The 20,717-nt window shown below is 73.0% G+C and carries 18 protein-coding genes; 7 read left to right on the plus strand and 11 right to left on the minus strand.

Annotated features, from left to right (window positions below):
* Positions 1-2: 2 nt before the first annotated feature.
* Entirely contained in the window at positions 3-1,133 is a 1,131-nt protein-coding gene (locus Apa02nite_RS46265; RefSeq protein ID WP_203830825.1) for an FAD-dependent monooxygenase, read from the minus strand.
* Between the two features lie 110 nt (positions 1,134-1,243).
* On the opposite strand from Apa02nite_RS46265, the gene Apa02nite_RS46270 reads away from it, so the two are divergent.
* The gene (locus tag Apa02nite_RS46270; RefSeq protein ID WP_203830826.1) at positions 1,244-2,176 is read left to right on the plus strand and encodes a LysR family transcriptional regulator; all 933 of its coding nucleotides are present in this window, start codon (positions 1,244-1,246) and stop codon (positions 2,174-2,176) included.
* Between the two features lie 115 nt (positions 2,177-2,291).
* A complete protein-coding gene (locus Apa02nite_RS51705) occupies positions 2,292-3,683 on the plus strand; it encodes an MFS transporter (protein WP_239165044.1) in 1,392 nt (463 codons plus the stop codon).
* A 1,352-nt stretch (positions 3,684-5,035) separates the two neighbouring features.
* Here the strand turns inward: Apa02nite_RS51705 and Apa02nite_RS46285 are convergent.
* Together Apa02nite_RS46285 and Apa02nite_RS46290 are read right to left on the minus strand one after the other, a co-directional pair.
* A complete protein-coding gene (locus Apa02nite_RS46285; protein ID WP_203830827.1) occupies positions 5,036-5,905 on the minus strand; it encodes a helix-turn-helix transcriptional regulator in 870 nt (289 codons plus the stop codon).
* Positions 5,906-5,915: 10 nt separating this feature from the next.
* Positions 5,916-6,473, minus strand: a complete 558-nt coding sequence (locus Apa02nite_RS46290) for a DUF2087 domain-containing protein (RefSeq protein ID WP_203830828.1) — start codon at positions 6,471-6,473, stop codon at positions 5,916-5,918.
* Between the two features lie 205 nt (positions 6,474-6,678).
* Between Apa02nite_RS46290 and Apa02nite_RS46295 the strand changes: the two genes are divergently transcribed.
* The 3 genes from Apa02nite_RS46295 to Apa02nite_RS46305 all read left to right on the plus strand — a co-directional run bounded on the left by Apa02nite_RS46295 (position 6,679) and on the right by Apa02nite_RS46305 (position 10,428).
* On the plus strand, positions 6,679-7,770 hold the full coding sequence (locus Apa02nite_RS46295) for a lytic polysaccharide monooxygenase auxiliary activity family 9 protein (protein ID WP_203830829.1): 1,092 nt from the start codon (positions 6,679-6,681) through the stop codon (positions 7,768-7,770).
* A 186-nt stretch (positions 7,771-7,956) separates the two neighbouring features.
* Entirely contained in the window at positions 7,957-9,771 is a 1,815-nt protein-coding gene (locus Apa02nite_RS46300; RefSeq protein ID WP_203830830.1) for a putative bifunctional diguanylate cyclase/phosphodiesterase, read from the plus strand.
* A 21-nt stretch (positions 9,772-9,792) separates the two neighbouring features.
* Positions 9,793-10,428, plus strand: coding sequence for a DUF3159 domain-containing protein (locus Apa02nite_RS46305; protein ID WP_203830848.1), 636 nt, complete (start codon positions 9,793-9,795; stop codon positions 10,426-10,428).
* A 54-nt stretch (positions 10,429-10,482) separates the two neighbouring features.
* Here Apa02nite_RS46305 and pcaDC read toward each other — a convergent pair whose 3' ends face one another.
* Genes pcaDC through pcaH form a run of 4 tightly spaced genes read right to left on the minus strand, consistent with a single transcriptional unit; the run spans position 10,483 to position 14,112 of the window.
* Complete coding sequence (gene pcaDC / locus Apa02nite_RS52570) at positions 10,483-11,613, minus strand: bifunctional 3-oxoadipate enol-lactonase/4-carboxymuconolactone decarboxylase PcaDC (protein WP_239165045.1); 1,131 nt, start codon at positions 11,611-11,613, stop codon at positions 10,483-10,485.
* Positions 11,598-12,815, minus strand: coding sequence for a lyase family protein (locus Apa02nite_RS46315; RefSeq protein WP_203830831.1), 1,218 nt, complete (start codon positions 12,813-12,815; stop codon positions 11,598-11,600). Before Apa02nite_RS46315 ends, pcaDC begins: the two co-directional genes overlap by 16 nt.
* Positions 12,812-13,375: a protocatechuate 3,4-dioxygenase subunit alpha gene (pcaG, locus tag Apa02nite_RS46320; protein ID WP_203830832.1), complete on the minus strand. Its 564-nt coding sequence runs from the start codon at positions 13,373-13,375 to the stop codon at positions 12,812-12,814. The genes Apa02nite_RS46315 and pcaG overlap by 4 nt, the downstream gene beginning before the upstream one ends.
* On the minus strand, positions 13,372-14,112 hold the full coding sequence (gene pcaH / locus Apa02nite_RS46325) for a protocatechuate 3,4-dioxygenase subunit beta (RefSeq protein ID WP_203830833.1): 741 nt from the start codon (positions 14,110-14,112) through the stop codon (positions 13,372-13,374). The genes pcaG and pcaH overlap by 4 nt, the downstream gene beginning before the upstream one ends.
* A 76-nt stretch (positions 14,113-14,188) precedes the next feature.
* On the opposite strand from pcaH, the gene Apa02nite_RS46330 reads away from it, so the two are divergent.
* A complete protein-coding gene (locus tag Apa02nite_RS46330; RefSeq protein WP_203830834.1) occupies positions 14,189-14,947 on the plus strand; it encodes an IclR family transcriptional regulator in 759 nt (252 codons plus the stop codon).
* 21 nt (positions 14,948-14,968) lie between these two features.
* Positions 14,969-16,138: a 4-hydroxybenzoate 3-monooxygenase gene (locus Apa02nite_RS46335; RefSeq protein ID WP_203830835.1), complete on the plus strand. Its 1,170-nt coding sequence runs from the start codon at positions 14,969-14,971 to the stop codon at positions 16,136-16,138.
* Here the strand turns inward: Apa02nite_RS46335 and Apa02nite_RS46340 are convergent.
* From Apa02nite_RS46340 to Apa02nite_RS46355, 4 genes are all read right to left on the minus strand, one after another.
* Positions 16,128-16,880, minus strand: coding sequence for a hypothetical protein (locus Apa02nite_RS46340; RefSeq protein ID WP_203830836.1), 753 nt, complete (start codon positions 16,878-16,880; stop codon positions 16,128-16,130). The genes Apa02nite_RS46335 and Apa02nite_RS46340 overlap by 11 nt on opposite strands.
* A 68-nt stretch (positions 16,881-16,948) precedes the next feature.
* A complete protein-coding gene (locus tag Apa02nite_RS46345) occupies positions 16,949-17,716 on the minus strand; it encodes a DUF3152 domain-containing protein (protein WP_203830837.1) in 768 nt (255 codons plus the stop codon).
* Positions 17,717-17,910: 194 nt separating this feature from the next.
* Positions 17,911-19,980 (minus strand): DUF4153 domain-containing protein, encoded by a 2,070-nt coding sequence (locus tag Apa02nite_RS46350; RefSeq protein WP_239165046.1) that lies wholly within the window; start codon positions 19,978-19,980, stop codon positions 17,911-17,913.
* Positions 19,981-20,104: 124 nt separating this feature from the next.
* The gene (locus Apa02nite_RS46355; protein WP_203830838.1) at positions 20,105-20,674 is read right to left on the minus strand and encodes a carboxymuconolactone decarboxylase family protein; all 570 of its coding nucleotides are present in this window, start codon (positions 20,672-20,674) and stop codon (positions 20,105-20,107) included.
* Positions 20,675-20,717: the final 43 nt, after the last annotated feature.

Here is a 20,717-nt window from a genome sequence, read left to right on the forward strand (position 1 = left end):
TCTCAGGCGGGGTCGGCGACCAGGTGCGCGATCCGGGCCATCAGGCCGGGGACGTCGCCGCGCTCGCGGGCCAGCAGCCAGCGGGTCAGTTGCAGGGACGCCTCGACCACCGCTCTCGCGCGGGGCAGCCTGCGGGCGGTGAACTCGGACCACGCGTCGTCGTTCACCTCGTGATCGCGGAGCAGCAGCTCGGTCAGCACCGACGCGTCCTCGAGGGCCTGGGCGGCGCCCTGGGCCAGGGTCGGCGGGCAGCTGTGCGCGGCGTCGCCGATCAGCACCACCCGGCCCCGGTGCCACGGGCCGTCGAGCACGTGACTCTCGAACGCGGTGTAGTTCACCCGGCGCGGATCGGTGAGCACCTCGCGGATGTCGTCCCACGGCCCGTGGTACGCCCCGCTCAGGTCCCGCATCGTGGCGAGGGCCTGCTCCGGGGTGAGCCCGGACCGGTCCTGGACGTCCTCGACCAGGTAGGCGTAGAGCGTGTCCGGGCCGGTCGGGCAGTAGCCGGCGATGTGGCAGGGGCCGCCGTAGTACAGGTCGGTGCGGGTCACGCTCGCCGGACGGCTGGTGAAGGCGCGCCAGATGCCCATCCCGACCGGCTGCGGCTCCAGGGTGATGCCGATCGCGGCGCGGGTCCACGAACGGATGCCGTCGGCGCCGATGACCAGGTCGTACCGGAAAAGGGAACCGTCGCCGAAGGTGACCGCGACCGTCTCGCCGTCCTGGACCAGGCTTGTCGGTCCGGTCCCGAAGCGGACCCGGACGCCGGCCTCGGTGGCCCGCTCGATCAGGATCCGGGCGAGCGCGGGGCGGTACATGCCGAGGGTGGCCGGCAGATCCGGACCGCCGGTGCGGAGGTCGGTGAGCTCGGCGAGCAGCGTGCCGGCCGGGTCCGGAGCGCGCAGCCCCAACGTGTCGAATGCCGCGCCCTGCGCCCGGACCCGCTCCCAGACGCCCAGCTCACGCAGCACGCGCAAGGCGTTGCCCTGCAGGGTGATCCCGGAACCGAGCGCGGCGACGTCGGGCTTGAGGTCGACGAGGTCGACCGCGACACCACCCTCGGCGAGCCGGATCGCGGCGGCGGCGCCGGCCGCGCCACCCCCGACGACCAGAACGTTACGGACTGCTGGCACGGCGGTTTCCCTCCCGTTTCGTGTGACTGGGACCACTGTCCGGCCCGGCCCGGGTATTACGGAAGGTCGACTTGGTGATGGCAGCCATCGGCCGTGCTTATAGTGGCCGCATGGCGATCGACCGGCTGATGGCCAACCTCGACCTGAACCTGCTGATCACGTTGGACACCCTGCTCCGCGAGCGGAACGTGACCCGGACCGCGGATCACCTCGGGGTCAGCCAGCCCGCGGTCAGCGGCGCGCTCGCCCGGCTGCGCCGGCACTTCGACGACCCGCTGCTCACCCGGGTCGGCAACCGGTACGAGCTGACCGCCCTCGCGGCCCGGGTCGCGGCGCTGACCGGGCCGGCCATCGCCGGGGTGCGCCGGGTCTTCGAAACGACCGCCGAGTTCGACCCGTCCCGGCTCGACCGCGAGTTCACCCTGGTGATCTCGGACTACGCCGCGACGGTGCTGGCGCCGCTGGTGGCCCGGGAGATCGGGCGGCTCGCGCCGGGCGTCCGGTTGCGGCTGGAACAGACCACGCCGTACGCGGTGGACCACGCGGCCGACACGTTGCGCGCCGCGGACGGGCTGATCATCCCGCACGGCTTCGTCACCGACCTGCCCTATCTGGACCTGTTCGAGGACCGCTGGGTGTGCATCGTGTCCCACGACCACCCGTCGGTCGGCGACACCCTGACCCTCGACCAGCTGGGCACCCTCCCCTGGGTGGCGATCTTCGACCGGCCGACCGCGTTCGCGCCGGCCGCCCGTCAGCTGCGGATGCTCGGCATCGAGGCCCGGGTCGACGTGGTGGTGGACGGGTTCGCGCAGATGCCGTTCCTGGTCGCCGGGACCCGGCGGGTCGCGCTCATCCAGGAACGGCTGGCCCGGCAGCTCGCCCCGGTCACCGGCGTGCGGATCCTGGACTGCCCGTTCGAGGTGGTGCCGGTCGCCGAGGCCTTCTGGTGGAACCCGATGTACCGCAACGACCCGGCCCACGCCTGGCTCCGCACCCTGATCGTGGCCGCGGCCGCTCCGCTCCGCCATCAGTCCGGCTGATGGTGGTCATCAGCGGATGCGGTCTTCCGTGATGCCCCGCGGCCGCACATAGTCAGGCCGCCGGATGTGACCTGGACCACCGGCTTCTCCGACCACTCCCCTGGAGGGCCCGTCCATGCCCGAAGCCGCCACCCTGCGCCGCGCCGGCGCCGGCCAACTCGTGCTGCTGCTGGCCGGCAGCTGCCTGTCGGTCCTCGGCGCGGTGCTCATCGCGCCGGTCCTGCCGCAGATGACCGACCACTTCACCGGCGTCGCCGGCGCCGGCGTCCTGGTACCGATCGTCCTCACCGTGCCCGCGCTGATCATCGGCCTGACCGCACCGTTCGCCGGCTACATCGTGGACGCCGTCGACCGGAAACGACTACTGATCGCCGCGATGGTCGGCTACGCGATCTGCGGCACCGCCCCGCTCTACCTGGCCACCCTCCCGGCGATCATCGCGAGCCGGGTCCTGGTCGGACTCTGCGAAGCGGCCATCATGACCTGCTGCACCACGCTGATCGCCGACTACTGGTCCGGCCCGAGGCGCAGCCGCTACCTGGGCTTGCAGACCCTGCTCGCCTCGCTGTCCGCGACCGTCTTCCTCGGGCTCGGCGGCGCGCTCGGCAGCTCCGGCTGGCGCACCCCGTTCTGGCTGTACACCGTCGCCCTGCTCCTGTCCGTCCCGATGGCCCTGCTCATCTGGCAGCCGTCCCGCACCACGGGCGCGCTCTCCCCTGCACTCTCCACCGCACTCCCCCAGGCCGGCCACAGCACCACACCCGGCACACCCGGCGCATCCAGCACACCCGGCGCATCCGGCGCATCCAGCGCAGCCAGTGCAGCCAGTGCAGCCAGTGCAGCCAGTGCGGCCGGTGCAGCCAGTGCGGCCGGTGCAGCCGGTGCGGCGAGTGCGGCGAGTGCGGTTCCGGTGCGGCGGCTCCCGCCGCTCCCCTGGCGCCGGCTGCGGACTCCGTGCCTGGTCACCCTGGCCGGCGGCGTGGTCTTCTACGCCCTGATCGTGGAACTCTCCTTCGTCCTCGACGAGGTCGGCGTCACCGCGACCGCCACCATCGGCGCCCTCAGCGCCCTGATGTCCCTGGCCACCGCGCTCGCCGCCGGCTCCTTCGCCAGACTCTCCGCGCAGACCCCCCGCCGCCTGCTGCCGATCGCTTTCGGACTCGCCGCCGCCGGCTTGCTGGTCCTCGCCGCCACCGACCGGATCCCGGTGATCACCACCGGCGCGGTACTCACCGGCGCCGGCACCGGCCTGCTCCTACCCACCCTGCTGACCTGGGCCACCAACAGCCTCACCTTCGCCGAACGCGGCCGCGGCACCGGCCTCTGGACCGGAACCCTGTTCATCGGCGAATTCCTCTCCCCACTCCTGATCACCGCCCTGTCCGCAGCCACCGGCGGCCTCCGCCCAGCCCTGGGCACCCTCGGCCTCGCCACCGCCGTCCTGGCCGCCGCCACCCCCTTGATCGTCCCCCGCTCCGCCACCCCCCTCAACATCACCCAGGACTGACCCCACCCCAGATCCCCACCCCCTCAGCCGGGACCTGGCACCGGGGCACTACACAGCGGCCAGGCCCCGCTCCCGCTCGCCGCGCCAGGCCTTATCGGTCAAGGCCAAGACCCGCTCGCCACGCCAGCCCTTATCGGTCAAGGCCAAGACCCGCTCGCCACGCCAGCCCTTATCGGTCAAGGCCCGCTCCGCCAGGCCCTCCAAGATCAAGACCACCCCCGAACGCGCAATACCGACGCCGGTCCGAGCCCTTTCCGATACGAACAAGGAGTCCCGTCCGCAGGCTACGAGCCACGTCCCGCCCGTGCCCCCGCAAGACCGCAGCCACCCCGGACCGCCCCGCGCCCCCAACCCAGCCCACCCCCGACCCGGCCCAGCCCGGCCCGGCGCTGACCCCGGGGTGCATAAGGGCCGTCAGGACCAGCCCGACCCGCTCGGCTGGGCCTGACGGCCGTTAAGAGGCTGCAAAACGGCCACCAGAACCAGCCCGACATCCCCAGCTGGCCACAGGGGCCCTTATAGGACCGGAATAACGGCCGCCAGGACCAGCCCGGCGGGCTCGGCTGGTCCTGGCGGCCGTTATAGGTCCGGGCAGGAGCCGACCGACGGGCTCGGCTGGCGCTGGTGGTGGTATCAGCGCGCTGGATACCACCATGGGCACCAGCTGGCAGTGAGTGGCTGGTGCTGGTGGTGGTGGTGGTATCGGGAGGCGGGATACCACCACCAGCACCAGCCAGGGTTGGAGCGCGGGCGGCTGCTGGCCGGGAGCGTGACTGGGGCGCACACGAGGGTGGCGCTGGGCGAAGCGGGCCGGGGCGGACCGCCTGCCGGGAGCGGGGACCACCTGGCGGGATGGCGGGACTGGTGGCGGCCGGGACTGGCGTTGCGGACCGCGACCCGACGGCTCCCCGCCTGGCAAGCAAACCCCAGCCATACGCGGCCGGGGCCGGACCCTGCACCACGACCAGGAACTGCTCGCTGGGCGCAACCCGGCGCTCGGCGGCCTAGCGGGTCCGGCAGCCGGGGCGTGTCCCACGGCCGGGACATGGTCCGCGGCCTGGACATGGTCCGCGGCCTGGACATGGTCCGCGGCCTGGACATGTCACACGACAGGAACGTGGGCCCGGCCGAGGTGTGGTCCGCGGCCCGGGGCGGGGCGTGGTCCGCGGGGCGGGGCGGGGCGTGGTCCGCGACCCGCGAGCGTGGTCCGCGGGGCGGAGCGTGGTCCGCGACCCGGAGCGTGGTCCGCGGGGCGGGGCGTCGTCCGCGGGGCGGGGCGTGGTCCGCGACCCGGAGCGTGGTCCGCGGGGCGGGGCGTGGTCCGCGGGGCGGGGCGGGGTCTGTGGGGTGGGTCAGTGGCCGGGTTGCCCGGCCGGCGATGGGGTGGCGGGGGTGGCGGACCAGCTGGCCAGGACGCGTAGGGCGTCGGCGGAGGGTGAGTTCGGGTCGGCGGTGTAGGTGACCAGGGTCAGGCCGGCGGTGTCGGCCAGGGACATTGACTCGTGGGACAGGTCGAGGTCGCCGACCTCCGGGTGGCGGAAGCGCTTGACGCCGGCGCCGTGGCGGTACACGTTCTGCTCGGCCCACCAGGTGCGGAACGCGTCGCTGCGCGTCGAGAGTTCGCCGATCAGGCGGATCAGGCGGTCGTCGTCCGGGTGGCGGCCGGCCGCTATCCGCAGGGCGCCGACCGCGTCGCGGGCCACCCGGTCCCACTCCGGGTAGAAGCCGGTGGCCTGCGGTTCCAGGAAGATGAACCGGGCGGTGCTCGGCGGGCGGTGCGGGCTCGCGAAGATCGGCGCGTAGAGCGCGCGGCCGAGCGGGTTGGCGGCGAGGATCTCGAAGCGGTCGTTGCGGACGAACGCCGGGACCTCGGTCATCGCGTCGAGGAGCCGCAGCACGGTGGGCCGGACCTCGGGCGCGGCGGGGCGGCGCGGGCGGCGGGCGACCGGCGTGTGTGCCAGGTCGTAGAGGTGGCGGCGTTCCAGGTCGTCCAGGCGCAGGGCGCGGGCCAGCGCGTCGAGCACGCTGTCCGAGACGCCGGAGAGGTTGCCGCGTTCGAGCCGGGTGTAGTACTCGACGCTCACCCCGGCGAGCACGGCCACCTCACCGCGGCGCAGGCCGGCGACGCGGCGGCTGCCGTACGCGGGAAGGCCCGCCTGTTCCGGGGTGATCCGGGCCCGGCGGGCGGTGAGGAAGTCCCGGACCTCGCTGCGATTCGCCATGCCGTCAAATCTAGGCGGGCAGTTTCCGGGCCGAGCCGTAGGAGGTGCCGGCCCGGTCGCGTTCCAGCCAGCCCGACTCGACGAGCATCCGGCGCACCGCGGCCACGTCGTCGGTGACCGCGGCCAGGCGCCGGTTCACCTCGTCCTCGGTGAGCACGCCCTCGACGGCCAGGAACCGGGCCAGCAGCTCGGCGGTCTGCTGGTACCGCTCGCTCATGGTCGGCGGCAGACTCGTCAGCCGGCCGTGCGCGAAATAGCTCTTGAGCTGGGGATATTCCCGGAGCAGCGGGACGATCGGCAGGGTCGCGGTGAGCGCCTGGGCCACCTCGCGCAGCACGTCCGGCTGCGCGCGGTAATACCCGTCGCCGCTGCCGGTGGCCAGTCCGAGCCCGGCCAGGCGGCCCAGCGCCTCACCGGCTTCCGGTTTGGAGATGTCCAGGTGGAAGGACATCTCGGCGAGCGAGGACCCCTCCTTGCCGCGGCGGACCAGCTCGGCGAAGGCGCGCAGGCGGGCGGGGTTGGACAGCTGGGTGAGGAGCTCGGCGGCGCGGGCTGCTTCAGCGGACATCCCCACAACCTAGGAACCCCGGCACGACGAGGCACCCCATTTTTGCGTACGCATTGACTTAACTCGATCGGATTGGCACCCTGGGCGGCACAGCACTGCCGCCGGAGTCACGCGGCACCACGGAAGCCCGGGCAGCTTCCGCCGTCCCCCACAGCCGGCCGTCGCCACGCGCGCACGGCCATCAGCTCAGGAGTGCTGGTTTCGCATGCTCAACGTCGTACCCAAAAAGTTTTTGATCTCTGCTCTGGTGGCCCTGCTGGCCGCTGTTCTCGCCGTGTTCGCGCTGCCCAGCTCGCCCGCCGCGGCGCACGGCAACGTCCTGAGCCCGGCCTCGCGCAACTACGGCTGCTTCGAGCGCTGGGGCGACAAGTTCCAGGCGCCGGAGATGGCGACCGAGGACCCGATGTGTTACCAGGCGTGGCAGGCCGATCCGCAGGCGATGTGGAACTGGAACGGCCTGTACCGCGAGGGTGTCGCCGGAAACCACCAGGGCGCCATCCCGGACGGGCAGCTGTGCAGTGCCGGGAAGACGCAGAACGGCCGGTACGCCGCGATGGACACGATCGGCGACTGGAAGGCGACCACCGTCGCCAACTCGTTCACGCTCGGGCTGTTCGACGGCGCGCGGCACGGCGCGGACTACATCCGGGTGTACGTGACCAAGGCGTCCTACAACCCGGTCACCACCGCGCTGAAATGGTCGGACCTGGAGCTGGTCAGCACGGTCGGCAACACCCCGGCGGCGCAGTGGACCCAGCAGCTGAGCAACGGCGTGCAGATGGACATCCCGGTGAGCGTGCCGGGGCGGTCCGGCCGGGCCATGGTCTACACGATCTGGCAGGCCAGCCACCTGGACCAGTCCTACTACTTCTGCAGTGACGTGAACTTCGGCGGGGTCAGCTCGCCGACGCCGTCCGTTTCCGTCACGCCTTCCACCTCACCTTCCACCTCGCCCTCCGCCTCGCCCTCCACCTCGCCGTCGTCGACCCCGCCGGTTCCGTCGGGCGCCTGCAGCGCGGCGGTTTCGGTGGCGTCGCAGTGGTCGGGCGCGTACCAGGCGACGGTGACCGTCACGGCGGGCAGCGCGGCGGTCAAGGGCTGGGCGGTCACGCTCACCTACGGCGCGGCGCAGACCGTGCAGCAGTCGTGGAACGCGACCGTGCTGACCAGCGGGAGCCAGATCCAGGCGTCGAACGCGGCCTACAACGGGGCCCTGTCCGCCGGCGGGTCGACCACGTTCGGCTTCATCGCCGGCGGGACGCCCAGCACCCCCGCGGTGACCTGCGCGGCGGTGTGACCCCTCGCGGAGACCGGTGACCATTGCTACAGTCTTGTTAACTGGGAGCGCTCCCATCCGTCCCCTACAACCGTTTCCCCGCGCAGTGCTGTAGTGAATCCCCAGGGTGGGGAACGGGGCCGCCCAGCCTCGTTCCTCACCCACCACTCCCCTCATGTGCCCCGGTGCCGCGCCGATGGGCGGCCCATGACACACGCGCCTGAGCACGTCGTGGTCGAGGCCGATGACCTCGGCCAGGCCGGTGAGAAGCTCGCCGGGCTGCGCGCGGCCGGGTTCACCGGCACCGCCGGGGTGCTGCTCACCGAGGACGCCGCCCGGCAGGCCGCCCGGACCGTGCAGCAGCTGCAGACCGCGATCGACAACATCCCCGCGCCGATCTTCAGCAAGGACGCCGACGGGGCCTACGGCGCGTGCAACACGGCCTTCGAGGCGTACGTGGGTGTGCCCCGCAACCGGATCATCGGGCGCACCGTGCACCAGATCTGGTCACCCGAGATGGCCGACGTGTACGCCGCCGCCGACCAGGCCCTGCTCGACGCGGGCGGCAAACAGGTCTACGAGGCCCAGGTCCGGTACGCCGACGGCACCCTGCACGACGTCACGTTCTACAAGGGCATCCTCACCGACGAGCACGGCGCGGTCCGCGGGCTGGCCGGCGCGATGCTGGACATCACCGAGCGGCGCGCCCTGGAGGACCGGCTCCGGGTCCTCGCCGACACCGACCCGCTCACCGGCGCGGCCAACCGGGCCCTGTTCACCCGGCGGCTGACCGAGGCGGTCGCGCGGGCCGGCACCCACCCGCCGGCCGTGCTCCTGATCGACCTCGACGACTTCAAGGCGGTGAACGACAGCCTGGGCCACGACGTCGGCGACCAGTTCCTGATCGCGGTGACCGCCCGGCTGCACGACGGGCTGGACGACGGCGACACCGTGGCCCGGCTCGGCGGCGACGAGTTCGCCGTGCTGCTCGAGGACAGCAGCCGCTGGCAGGTGGCACGCACGGTACGGCGGATCACGGCGGCGCTCGGCCGTACCGTCGACGCCGGCGGGCACCCGCTCACCCCGCGCGCCAGCATCGGGGTGGCACAGGCCCGGCCCGGCGACAGCGGTGACGACCTGCTGCGGCACGCCGACATCGCGCTGTACGAGGCGAAGGACGGCGGCAAGGGGCGGTACGCGTACCACCGGCCCGGGATGCGGACCCGGGTCGTGGACCAGTCGGCGATGCTCACCGCGCTGCGCCAGGCGCTCACCGCCGGTCGGCTGTCGGTGCACTACCAGCCGATCGTCCGGCTCGACGACGGGCAGGTCAGCGGGGTGGAGGCGCTCGCCCGGTGGCGGGACCCGGCTCGGGGATGGGTGCCGCCGACCGAGTTCGTAGCGGCCGCCGAGCGCGGTGGCCTGATCGCGGCGCTGGGCGAGTGGATGCTCGGCGCCGTCTGCCGCCGCACCGGCCCGCCGGCGACCTACCTCAACACCTCGGCGCACGAGCTGCGCGAGCCCCGGTTCGCCGACCGGGTGGCCGCCGCCCTCGCGACGACCGGCCTGGCGCCGAGCCGGCTGATCATCGAGGTCACCGAGTCGGCAGCGGTCGAGGACGAGACCGTGCTGGCGACCCTGCACCGGGTGCGCGCGCTCGGCGTCCGGATCGCCCTTGACGACTTCGGCACCGGCCGATCGTCGCTGTCGCTGCTGGTGAACGCGCCGGTGGACGTGATCAAACTGGACCCGGCGTTCACCGCCCGGATCACCGAGGACGGCCGGCACGCCACGGTGGCGCGGGCCGTCGCGCGACTGGCCGGCAGCCTGGGCATCGAGGCCGTCGCCAAGGGGGTGGAGACCGCGGCGCAGGCCCGAGGCGTACGGGAAGCCGGATTCGGTCTGGCGCAGGGCCGGCACGTCGGTGCGCCGATGCCGGACGGCGATCTGGACGCGTACCTGCGCGACGCGCCGGAACCCCGGTCTGGTTCCGGAACACGACCGGGGGTTAGGCTCGCCTAACTTCGGAACGGGCGGGTGGAGATGGCGCAGCCGGAATCACTGGCGGAATTGCTCAACGGGCGGCGCGCCGCCGTCGACGCGTCGTGGCCGGCCGTCGGCTACCTGGCCGGCTGGCTGCTCTTCCACTCGATCGGGGCGGGTGCGGCCGGCGCGCTGATCTGCGCGCTCGGCGTGGTCGCCTGGCGGCTGCGGCGTGGTGACAAGCCCCGCGCGGTCCTGATCGGTCTGCTCGGCGTGTGCGTCGCCGCGCTGATCGCGCTGCACACCGGCAAGGCCGAGGACTTCTTCCTGCTCCAGCTGCTCAGCAACGGCGCGAGCGTGCTCGTCTGGGTGCTCAGCATCGTGGTCCGCTGGCCGCTGCTCGGCCTGGTGGTCGGCGCGGTCCTGGGCCAGCGGACCCGCTGGCGCCGGGACCCGGAGCTGCTCAAGGCGTACTCCCGGGCCAGCTGGGTCTGGGTGCTGCAGTACGTCATCCGGGTCGCGGTCTTCCTGCCGCTCTACGCCGCCGGCCAGACCGGGGCCCTCGCGGGGGCACGGATCGTGCTGAGCTGGCCACTGGTCGCCGCGTGCCTGGCGGTCAGCTGGTGGGTCATCCAGCGCACCCTCCCGGCCGGCCACCCGGGCCTGCGCCACCCGGTCGCCGAACAACCCGCCTGACATTACTATCGGCGGCGATACTATCGCCGCCGATAGTATCGCCGGCGCTACTAATCAGACGTCGGTGAGGGCGGACTGGGCGATGCGGAAGGCCGTGTTGGCGGCGGGGACGCCGCAGTAGATCGCGGTCTGCAGCAGGACTTCCTGGATCTCCTCGACGGTCAGGCCGTTGGTGCGGGCGGCGCGGACGTGCATGGCCAGCTCCTCGTGGTGGCCGAGAGCGACGAGCGCGGTCAGCGTCACCAGGGAGCGGCTACGGCGGTCCAGGCCGGGGCGGGTCCAGATCTCGCCCCAGGCGTACCGGGTGATCAGGTCCTGGAAGTCGCGGGTGAAGGCCGTGGTGGCGGCGGTCGCCCGGTCGACGTGGGCCGGGCCGAGGACCTCACGGCGGACCGCGATGCCGGCCGCGCGGGACTCGTCGAAGTGCTGGTCGAGCAGGAACGCCACGACCTCCGGGGACTCGGCCGGTGCCAGGTGGGCGACCTCGTCGAGGACGACCAGGCGGCCACGCAGGGCGCTGTCCGCGATCAGGCGCAGACCGTCCGGCGGGGTGGGGCGGTCCTGACCTCCGGCGACGGCGAGCAGAGGCGCGGCGATTTCGGCGAGCCGATCCCGTACGTCAAAATCGGCCAACGCCTCGCACGCCTGCGCATAGCTCTCGTCGTCGGTCGCGCGCAGCGCGCCGAGCAGCGCCTCACCCTCGGCCGGGAAGCGGTCCAGGAACCCGGGGGCGAACCAGCGCTCGATCGAGCCGGCCACCACCGCGTCGGTGCCCTTGGCCCGCACCAGCGCGGCCCGCTCGTGCCACAGGTCCGCCTCGCCGATCTTGGCGCCGGTGCAGAGCACGGCCGCGGCGGTGACCCGGGCCGGCGCGTCGAGCAGCAGTTGCAGGCCGATCGCGCCGCCGATCGAGTCGCCCGCGTACAGAAAACTCTCGCCGGGCCGGAGACCGTCGGCCAGGGCGAGCACGCCGCGGGCCAGGTCGGCGATGGTGAACGGGCCGCTCGCCGGTGCGCTGCGGCCGTGACCGGGCAGGTCGAAGCCGACCACGTGGTAGCGGCCGTAGAGCCGGTCGGCGCAGCGTGCCCACAGCGTCTCGGCCGAGGTGCCGACGGACGAGCCGAGCAGCAGCAGCGGACGGCCGGGGGCGTCGGTGAAGACGGTCGCGGTCAGTGCAATTTCCACGGAGTCTCCTTAGCGCGGGCCAGGACCGCGTCGATGATCTCGTCGGTGGCGCCCAGATAGGGCTGGTCCGGCGGCGCTCCCGGGCTGATCGACTGCTGTTCGGCGTCGATGTCCGGCCGGGCGTCGTGCAGGGTGGCCAGCATCCGGCCGGTGTCCACCCGCAGACCGGCCAGCAGCTCGGCGGTCTGCGCGCCGGCCACCACGGTACGACGGGCCAGCGTCCGCAGGGTGGCCCACTCCACGTGCCAGCCGCCGTCCGGGCGCTCGTCGACCGCGGCCGCCGCGCCCGCGTGGACCAGGGCCGCGAACGGCGGGCCGGCCAGCGCCGCCCGTTTGATCAGCACGGCGTGCACCGGGTTCTGCTTGTTCGGCATGGCCGACGAGCCGCCCTTGCCCTCGGCACCGCCCTCGATCAGCTCGTGCACCTCGGGGCGCGACCCGACAAGCACGTCGTTGGCGATCCGGCCCCAGGCGTCGGTGCAGGTCACGAACGCGTCGGCGACCCGGGTCAGCGGGGCCCGGCTGGTGTGCCACGGTTCGCGCAGCGGCAGGCCGAGGTGCTCCGCGGTGACCGCGACCAGCGCCCGCGCCCGGCCCGGGTCACCCGCCACCGCGGTCGGCGCGGCCAGGCTGCCGGCCGCGCCACCCACCTGGATCGGCAGTGCCGCCGCGGCGGCGAGCTGCTCGCGCGCGTCGAGGACGCCGGTGAGCCAGCCGGCCGCTTTCAGGCCGAACGTGATCGGGATCGCGTGCTGGGTGAGCGTCCGGCCGGCCATCCGGGTCTCCCGGTGCTCGCCGGCCAGGCGGGCGAGCGTGCCGATCTGGGCGCGCACGTCGGTGCGGATCCGGGTGACGGCGTCGCGCAGGCACAGGACCAGCGCGGTGTCGACGACGTCCTGGCTGGTCAGGCCCTTGTGCAGCCAGCCGGCCGCGGCGGTGTTGCGCCCACGCAGACGGGAGCGGAGCAGCTTGAGCAGCGGGATCAGCGGGTTGCCGCCGGATTCCGCGGCGACGGCCAGGGCCGGGTGGTCGTCCGGGGTGATCAGGGCGGCCAGGTCGTCCGGGACGGTGATGTCGGCGAGGCCCTGGGTGGCCAGGGCGGTGAGCCAGGCGTGCTCGACGCGGATCATGGCCGCGATCACGGCCGCGTCGGTGAACAGGTCGCCGGCCCGGTGGTCACCGGGCCAGAGGAGGTCGCTCACGCCCAGGCGTCCCGCAGCCGTGGATAGCTGAGGAAGACCGTCTCGCCGTCGCCCTGCAACCGGATGTCGAAGAGCAGTGACTGCTCGGACCGCTCGGTGACCAGCGTGGCGCGGCGTTGCGGGCCGAGCGTGGACAGCAGCGGGTCGGCTGCCAGCGCGTCCGTGTCGTCCGGCAGGTACGCCCGGGTGAAGAGCCGGTCGAGCAGCCCCCGGGCGAACACGGTCACCGCGAAGAACGCCGGCTTCCCGGTCTCGGTCGGCGCCGGCTCCAGCGTCGCGAACGAGTAGAACCCGTCCGGGTCGGTGGCGGCCCGCCCCCACCCGGTGAACGTCCACCCGTCGCGGCGCAGCGAGCCCGGCCGGCGCACCACGTGCCCCTGCGGGTCGGCCTGCCAGATCTCGATCACCGCGTCCGGCACCGGGGCGCCCGCGCCGTCGGTGACCCGGCCGTGCAGCCGGACCGCGCGCGGATGCGCCGGCGGCACCAGCTCGTTCATCTGCGGGTACGCCAGACCGAGGTGGAAGAAGGGGCCGACGGTCTGGCCCGGAACCGCGCTCATGAGTCGTTGTCCTCGGTGTCGAGCGGAGTGCGGTGGGTGCCGGTGAGCACGATGTCCCAACGGTATCCGGTGTTCCACTCCGGGGTGGTGAGGTCGTGGTCGTACTGGGCGATCAGCAGTTCCCGGGACTTCGGGTCGGTGATCGACTGGTAGATCGGGTCGTAGGGGAAGAGCGGGTCGCCCGGGAAGTACATCTGGGTGATCAGGCGCTGGGTGAAGTCGGACCCGAAGAGCGAGAAGTGGATGTGCGCGGGCCGCCACGCGTTCAGGTGGTTGCGCCACGGGTACGGGCCCGGCTTGATGGTCTGGAACCGGTACGTCCCGTCCGGCCCGGTCAGCATCCGGCCCACCCCGGTGAAGTTCGGGTCGTGCGGCGCCGGGTGCTGGTCCCGCTGGTGCCGGTAGCGGCCGGCCGCGTTCGCCTGCCACACCTCGACGAGCTGGTTCGCCACCGGGCGGCCGTCGCCGTCGAGCACCCGGCCGGTGACCACGATCCGCTCGCCGAGCGGGGTGCCGGCGTGCTGGATGGTCAGGTCGGCCTCGTCGTCGGCGACGTCGCGGTGCCCGAAGGCCGGCGCCCACAGCTCGACCGACTCCGGGTCGATCAGCTGGAGCGGCTGCTTGGGGTGCCGCAGGGCGCTGCTGCGATACGGCGGATAGTCGATCTTCGGCTGCGGGCCGCCCGGCTGCTGCGCGGCCGCGGCGATCTCCTGGTTGATGTCCGACTGCGTGTTCACCCTCGGGACGCTAGGCGCTCGGCCGCCCCACGGCGATACAGTTCTTCCGCTGAGTGGAAAAAGGGGGACCGCGCGAGTGGCGAAGAGTGTGACAGCGCGCGCCCTCGACCTGCTCGGCGCGTTCGACGCGGAGCACCGCGCCCTCACCCTCAGCGAGCTGGCCCGCCGCTCCGGCACCCCGCTCGCCACCACCCACCGGCTGGTCGGCGAGCTGCGGGAGTGGGGCGCCCTGGCCCGCGAGCCGACCGGCGAGTACGTGATCGGCCGCCGGATCTGGCAGCTCGGCCTGCTCGCCCCGGTGCAGACCGGCCTGCGCACCGTGGCCAGCCCGTTCCTGCACGACCTCTACGGCGCCACCCTGGCCACCGTGCACCTGGCCGTCCGGGACGGCGTGGAGGTGCTCTACATCGACCGGCTGGCCGGGCACGTGTCGGTGCCGGTGATCAGCAAGATCGGCTCGCGGCTGCCGCTGCACGCCACCGGGGTCGGGAAGGTGCTGCTGGCGTACGCGCCGGAGGAGGTGCGGACGGCCGCGCTGGGCCGGCTGAGCCGGGTCACCGCGTACACGATCACGCAGCCGGCCCGGGTGCTGGAGCAGCTGCGCCGGGTCCGCGCCGAGGGGTACGCGACGACCGGCGAGGAGATGACCCTGGGCGCGTGCTCGGTGGCCGTGCCGGTGCGCAACGGCGACGAGGTGGTGGCGGCGCTCGGGATCGTGGTGCCCGACCTGCGCCGGCAGCTGCCCCGGCTGGTGTCCGCGCTGCAGGTGGCCGCGCAGGGGATCGGCCGGACGCTGGCTTCCGTTCAGTGGAAACAGGGCCTTGCCCGCGGCTGACCGCCGGGGCAGGTTGGGGGCATGCGTACCCAGGTCGCCATCATCGGCGCGGGCCCGGCCGGCCTCCTCCTGTCCCATCTGCTCGCCCAGGGCGGCGTCGACTCCGTGGTCCTGGAGACCCGCTCGGAGGAGTATGTGGCGGCCAGGATCCGGGCCGGCATCCTCGAGCACTCCAGCGTCGAGCTGCTCGAGTCGGCCGGGCTGGGCGCCCGGCTGCGCGCCGAGGGCGACGAGCACCGCGGCATCCATCTCCAGTGGCCGGGCGAACGCAAGCACCTCGACTTCGTCGACCTGACCGGGCGCAGTGTCTGGGTCTACGGCCAGACCGAGGTGCAGAAGGACCTGATCGCGGCCCGTCGCGCCGCCGGCCAGGAGATCCACTACGAGGTCGGCGACGTCGCCCTGCACGACGTGACGTCCGACCGGCCCTACGTGACGTTTCTCGACGCGAGCGGGCACGAACAACGGCTGGACGCCGCGGTGATCGCCGGTTGTGACGGTTCGTTCGGGCCGTCCCGGGCGGCGGTGCCGGCTGCCACCGCGTACGAAAAGGTCTATCCCTATTCCTGGTTCGGCATCCTGGCCGACGTCGCTCCCTCGACCGACGAATTGATCTATGCCTGGCACCCGGACGGCTTCGCCCTGCACTCGATGCGCTCGGCCACCGTGAGCCGCCTCTACCTGCAGGTGCCCAACGGCACCGACCCGGCGTCCTGGTCCGACGACCGGATCTGGGACGCGCTCGCCACCCGGCTCGGGCACGGGCAGGACGGCTGGAAACTGAACCCCGGGCCGATCACCGACAAGAGCGTGCTGCCGATGCGCAGCTACGTGCAGACCCCGATGCGGCACGGCAACCTGTTCCTGGCCGGCGACGCCGCGCACATCGTGCCACCGACCGGCGCCAAGGGCCTCAACCTGGCGATCGCCGACGTGGCGCTGCTCAGCAAGGCCCTGGTCGCGCGGGTGAAGGAGCGTGACGACGCGCTCGCCGACGCGTATTCGGACGCGGCGCAGCGACGCGTCTGGCGGTGCACGCACTTCTCCTGGTGGATGACCACCATGCTGCACACCTCGGGTGACCCGTTCGACGCCGAGCTGCAGCTGTCCCAGCTGCGGTGGGTGGCCTCCAGCCAGGCCGGCGCGACCGGCCTGGCGGAGAACTACGCCGGACTGCCGATCAGCTACTGAGCAGCCCGTCGATGGCCGTACCGATCGGTGCCGGGATCGGGAACCGGTCGCCGAGCCAGTCCAGGATCGCCCGGGCCGCCGCGACGTTGCCGCGGTAGCCCGGGACCATCGCCGCGAGCGGAAGAACCTGCGGCGGATAGGTCCGCTCGACGCGCCGGCTTGAATCAAAGGCATCACGGTACGGCGGTTCGCCCTCGCTGAGCCGCAACAGCGCGATCACCCGATCGACCGCGTGGCCCTGGATGAACCGGGCCGCGCTCAGGTGCTCGCCGCGCAACTCCCGGTGCAGTCCCACGTAGAGGTTGGTGAGCGCCTCGTTGAGGTGGTACTCGACGGTGTCGTACGGCGGGCGGGGCACCGGGGCGTCCGACTCGGTCAGGCCGGGCGGGGCGTCCGCGCGGCGCCACACCACCCGCGCGCCGCGGAACGGGACGCGGTGCACCTCGGCGACGGTGAACACGGCGTACTCCACGAAGATGCCGTCCGCGTAGAGCGCCTTCCGGCCGTGCCGCTCGTTCGCGAAGCTGTAGACCACCGGGCAGGGCACCGCCAGCCAGTCCGTCGCGGTCGCGTACCGGGTGGTCGCGCCGTCCTCGACGATCAGGAAGAAGTCCAGGTCGGAGTGGTCGTCCAGGCGGCCCCGCTGTGCACCGGCCGAGCCGAGGCCGAGCAGCGCGACGGTGTCGGCACGGGTGGCCAGGTGGGCGGCGAGATCGTCCAGACGCTGCAGCATCGGATGCATGCGGCTCCCTCGGGTCGAAACCGATATCGGTGGATCCCCTAGGAGCATCACGGATCCGCGCGGGAAAGTCAGTCCCGGCCTCGGTCGCGGGGCGGCACCTCGTCGTCGTAGGCACCGATCCGGCCACGGTGCCGTTCGCCGTTCAGGTACGGCCACGCGTTCGCGGTGCAGCCGTGCAGGCCGAGGGTCTGCTGCTGCATCACCGGTGCCGGGCCGCCGTCTGCCGGGCACAGTTCGTGCGCCTGACCGAGCCGGTGGCCGACCTCGTGGTTGATCACATACTGGCGGTAGGCGTCGAGGCTCGCGCCGTACCCGGGCACGCCTTTCGCCCATCGCGCGACGTTCACCACCACGTCGTCGTGGGTGCGGCAGGAGGTGTAGCCGTCCGGGGCGCCGGCACAGATCGCGTCGCGGGTCTTCGGGGTGACCAGGCGTACGGTGAAATCCGCCTCGGCGCCGGGACCGACCCGCTGCAGGCGCCACTCACCGCCCGCCGTCCAGCTGCGCGGATCCCGCAGCGTCGCGGTGACCACGGTGGCGAACCGGGCGGCGGAGATCCCGCGGATGTCGCGTTCCACCACGACCCGGTAGCGGAGCAGGTCACCCTTCTTGCCGGCCGGTGCCGCGGACTCCCCCGCGGCGACGGTGAACTTGCCGCTCCCGGACGCCGGGTAGGTAATCCGGGCCGGTGCCCGCGGGGTCGGCTTGACCGACGCCGGGACGACCGCGGGCGACGGTGCCGGGCCGGGCGGCCGCTGACCGCCCGCCTGCACCGCCGTGCCACAGCCGGCCAGCAGGAAGAGCGCGGCCAGAGCCGATACGCGACTTGTTTTCACGACTCCCTGACGTCCCCGACCCGATCACGGTTGCATCACGCCCCCCGAGGTGGCCGACGTCATGCCCCCGACAATCGGCCGTCCTGGAGACCGCATGAGATCACCGGGGTGACCGTCCGGAGCGCGGGCCGGACAGGCGGCGAGCCCGGACCGCTGAAAGCGGAGGCCGGGCTCGCCGAGGGTGAGCGGGTGGGTCAGCGGCGTTTCTTGGGCAGGTCGAACTGGTCGGCGGCCCGGCAGTCGGCGTGATTGCCGATCGCCGACTTGCCGAGCTTGTCGAGGGCCTCCCGGGCCCGCGCGCGGCCGAGGTTCCACGCGTACCAGGGGTCGGGCTCTTTCAGGTCGTCGGCGATCCAGCTCAGCGTGCAGCGCCGGACCGGGTCGGGCAGGCGGGTCAGAGCCGGGGTCGCGTCGGCGGAAAGGGCCCGCAGGTACCAGGCGTCGATCTTGCCGGTGGCCTCGTAGCGGACGGCGTTGCGGCTGGCCGCGTAGCCCTCCGGGTCGAGGACCGCGAGGCCGAGCAGCATCAGCACGGCGAGAGCGACGGTGGTCTGCGGGATCCACCGGCCCTGCCAGCGGATCCCGGCCACCGCGATCATCACGAAGATGACGCCGAGCAGGATCTCCGACGACATCACGAAGATGCGCTCGCCGGTGAAGCTGTAGACCCGCTGGTACTCCCACATCCGGGACAGCGCCGACACCACGATGACCACGCTCAGCGCGCAGAGCAGGCCGAGCAGGACGCGGAGCAGGATCCGTTCGATCGGCTCGTCCCGCTTGGCCCACCGGGCCAGCGCGGCGAGCAGGGCCAGCGAGAGCAGCGTGACCGCGACCAGCTGCCAGAAGCCGCTGCGGGCGTACTCGGCGTAGCTGAGCCCGGAGGTTTTCGGCACGTGCCCGGAACCGCCGAACAGCGAGGTGAACTGCACGACCACGAACCCGGCGAACAGCAGGACCAGCGCGGACGCCATCGGCGCCCACTCGACCAGGCCGAACCGGCCCCGGCCCGGAGTGTCCAGGCTGGACGTCGCGGGCGGCGCCGACAGCGTGTAGATGCCGGAGACCGCGACCAGGCCACCGACCACGGCCAGGAAGATCCACTGGAACACCGAACCGACGTTGAAGTCCGGCACCGCGTCGTCGAGCCACTCCGAGAACACCGCGTCGGCGGAGGACAGCAGCGCGCCGAAGACGAACAGGACCACGAGGGTGAGGCCGGCCGAGAAGCCGATCCGCCGGGCGATCCCGGTGTTGCGGCTGGCCCGGACGTGCTTGCGCACCCACGGCAGGCCGCGGAACGCCGCGTACGGTGCGGCCACCAGGCTGAACAGGATCGATCGGACGAGCCGGCCGCCCACGATCGCGAGGGCCGCGCAGCCGAGCGCGCCGAGGACGCTGAAGGTCACCAGCCACCACGCGTTGCGGAACGCCGGGACCAGGAGCAGGGCGAGCGCCGCCGCGGCCCATCCGGACCGGATCCAGCGTTCGGAGTGCGGCAGGTCCGCGGAGCGCCGGACGGCGGCCACGACACCGGCGGCGAGCACCAGGAAACCGAGGAACCAGCCGATGCCGGTCCGGCCCAGCGGCACGAACGCCGCGACGCCGAGCGCGCCGGCGAGCACGCCCGCCGGGACGGTCCAGCCCTTGACCGCGACCGGGCCGGGCCAGTGCTTCTCCCGGAACGTCTGCCAGGCGGTGGGCTCCGGCTCGTAGCGGCGGTAGGGGTGCACCGGCTCGCGGGCCGGGTTCGGCCGGGTGCCGGGGGCGGAGGAGACCCGCGCCGGAACCGGAGCGAAAACAGCCGGCCTCGCCTCGTCCACTTCGTCTTCAGCGGCAGCAGCAGGAGCGGCGGCAGCGGCAGCGGCAGCGGGAGCCTCAGCCGGGGCCTCGGGAGCAGCCGGGGCCTCAGGAGGAGCCGGGGCCTCGGCAACAACCGGGGCCTCGGGAGCAGCCGGCGCCGGCACCACCGACGGCGCGGGCACCGACTCGGTTACCCGCGGCACCGCGGCGGGCGGCGCGGCGGCCGCGGGCTCGGCCGCCGCCGCGGGCTGCAGCGCGACCATCGGTACGAACAGCGCATACCCCCGAGTCCCGGCCGGGATCTGCACCGGGATCGCCCACGCGGTCTCCCCGTCCGCACCGGGCCAGACCATCGACGGGATCGCGTCGGTCGGGGGCATCACCAGCAGCTGGGGCGCCTCGGTCGCCGCGGGTCTCGCGGCATCCGTCGGAATACGTTGCTCGGGTGGCGGCTCTGCCACGGAACCCTCCTCGATCGATCGGTTCGCACACTGTAGGGCGCGCGAGCCTGATTTTCTACGTTGGGACGGGTCCGTTCCGCCGCGACGTTTTCGAGGGAGGCTAGCAGGGGTGTTCAAGTCCTGGTCAGAGCTGCACCGGGATCCCGTAGCCCTGCTCGACGATCCGCTGGGCCATCGGCGTGTAGTCCTCCGGCGCGGGCGGCGCGAACGTCCCGAGGCCGTCCACATAGCGGTTGAACATGCAGAACGCGGCCGCGATGAGCACCGTGTCGTGCAGCTCGAGGTCGGTGGCGCCCTCGGCCCGCGCCGCCTCGATCAGCTCCGGGGTGACCGCGCGGCCGGTCTGCTGGACCGCGCCGGCGATCCGCAGCAGCGCCTTCAGCTTGGCCGTGACCGGCGCGCTGTCGAGATCCGCGCGGACCTGCGCCACGATCGAGGCGCCGTCGGCGGTGTCCGCCGCGGCGTACTGCGCGACCGCGAACGCGGTGTGCGAGTTGCAGCAGAACTCGCACTCGTTCCGGCCGGACACGTACGCCGCGATGAGCTCCCGGTCCGCGGCCGGCAGCGAGTGGGGCGCCCGCAGCAGCACCTCGGCCAGTTCGTTGAGCGGCTTCGCCGTCTCCGGCCGGTAACTCATCGGTCCGGTGATGCCAGGGAAGGTCTTCTCGTCCACGCCGAGATCGATGTATGCCATGCGCCGACTCTGGCAGCCACCCCAGGTCAGCCACATCTTCCAG

The organism is Actinoplanes palleronii, assembly GCF_016862315.1.
In the GTDB taxonomy this organism is placed as follows: Bacteria; Actinomycetota; Actinomycetes; order Mycobacteriales; family Micromonosporaceae; genus Actinoplanes; species Actinoplanes palleronii.

What these genes read in the sequence shown, in the direction of transcription:
- Apa02nite_RS46270 (WP_203830826.1), top strand. Translation starts at nt 1,244, where the DNA reads ATGGCGATCGACCGGCTGATGGCCAACCTCGACCTGAACCTGCTGATC.
- Apa02nite_RS51705 (WP_239165044.1), top strand. Translation starts at nt 2,292, where the DNA reads ATGCCCGAAGCCGCCACCCTGCGCCGCGCCGGCGCCGGCCAACTCGTG.
- Apa02nite_RS46285 (WP_203830827.1), bottom strand. Translation starts at nt 5,905, where the DNA reads ATGGCGAATCGCAGCGAGGTCCGGGACTTCCTCACCGCCCGCCGGGCC.
- Apa02nite_RS46290 (WP_203830828.1), bottom strand. Translation starts at nt 6,473, where the DNA reads ATGTCCGCTGAAGCAGCCCGCGCCGCCGAGCTCCTCACCCAGCTGTCC.
- Apa02nite_RS46295 (WP_203830829.1), top strand. Translation starts at nt 6,679, where the DNA reads ATGCTCAACGTCGTACCCAAAAAGTTTTTGATCTCTGCTCTGGTGGCC.
- Apa02nite_RS46300 (WP_203830830.1), top strand. Translation starts at nt 7,957, where the DNA reads ATGACACACGCGCCTGAGCACGTCGTGGTCGAGGCCGATGACCTCGGC.
- Apa02nite_RS46305 (WP_203830848.1), top strand. Translation starts at nt 9,793, where the DNA reads ATGGCGCAGCCGGAATCACTGGCGGAATTGCTCAACGGGCGGCGCGCC.
- pcaG (WP_203830832.1), bottom strand. Translation starts at nt 13,375, where the DNA reads ATGAGCGCGGTTCCGGGCCAGACCGTCGGCCCCTTCTTCCACCTCGGT.
- Apa02nite_RS46335 (WP_203830835.1), top strand. Translation starts at nt 14,969, where the DNA reads ATGCGTACCCAGGTCGCCATCATCGGCGCGGGCCCGGCCGGCCTCCTC.
- Apa02nite_RS46340 (WP_203830836.1), bottom strand. Translation starts at nt 16,880, where the DNA reads ATGCATCCGATGCTGCAGCGTCTGGACGATCTCGCCGCCCACCTGGCC.
- Apa02nite_RS46355 (WP_203830838.1), bottom strand. Translation starts at nt 20,674, where the DNA reads ATGGCATACATCGATCTCGGCGTGGACGAGAAGACCTTCCCTGGCATC.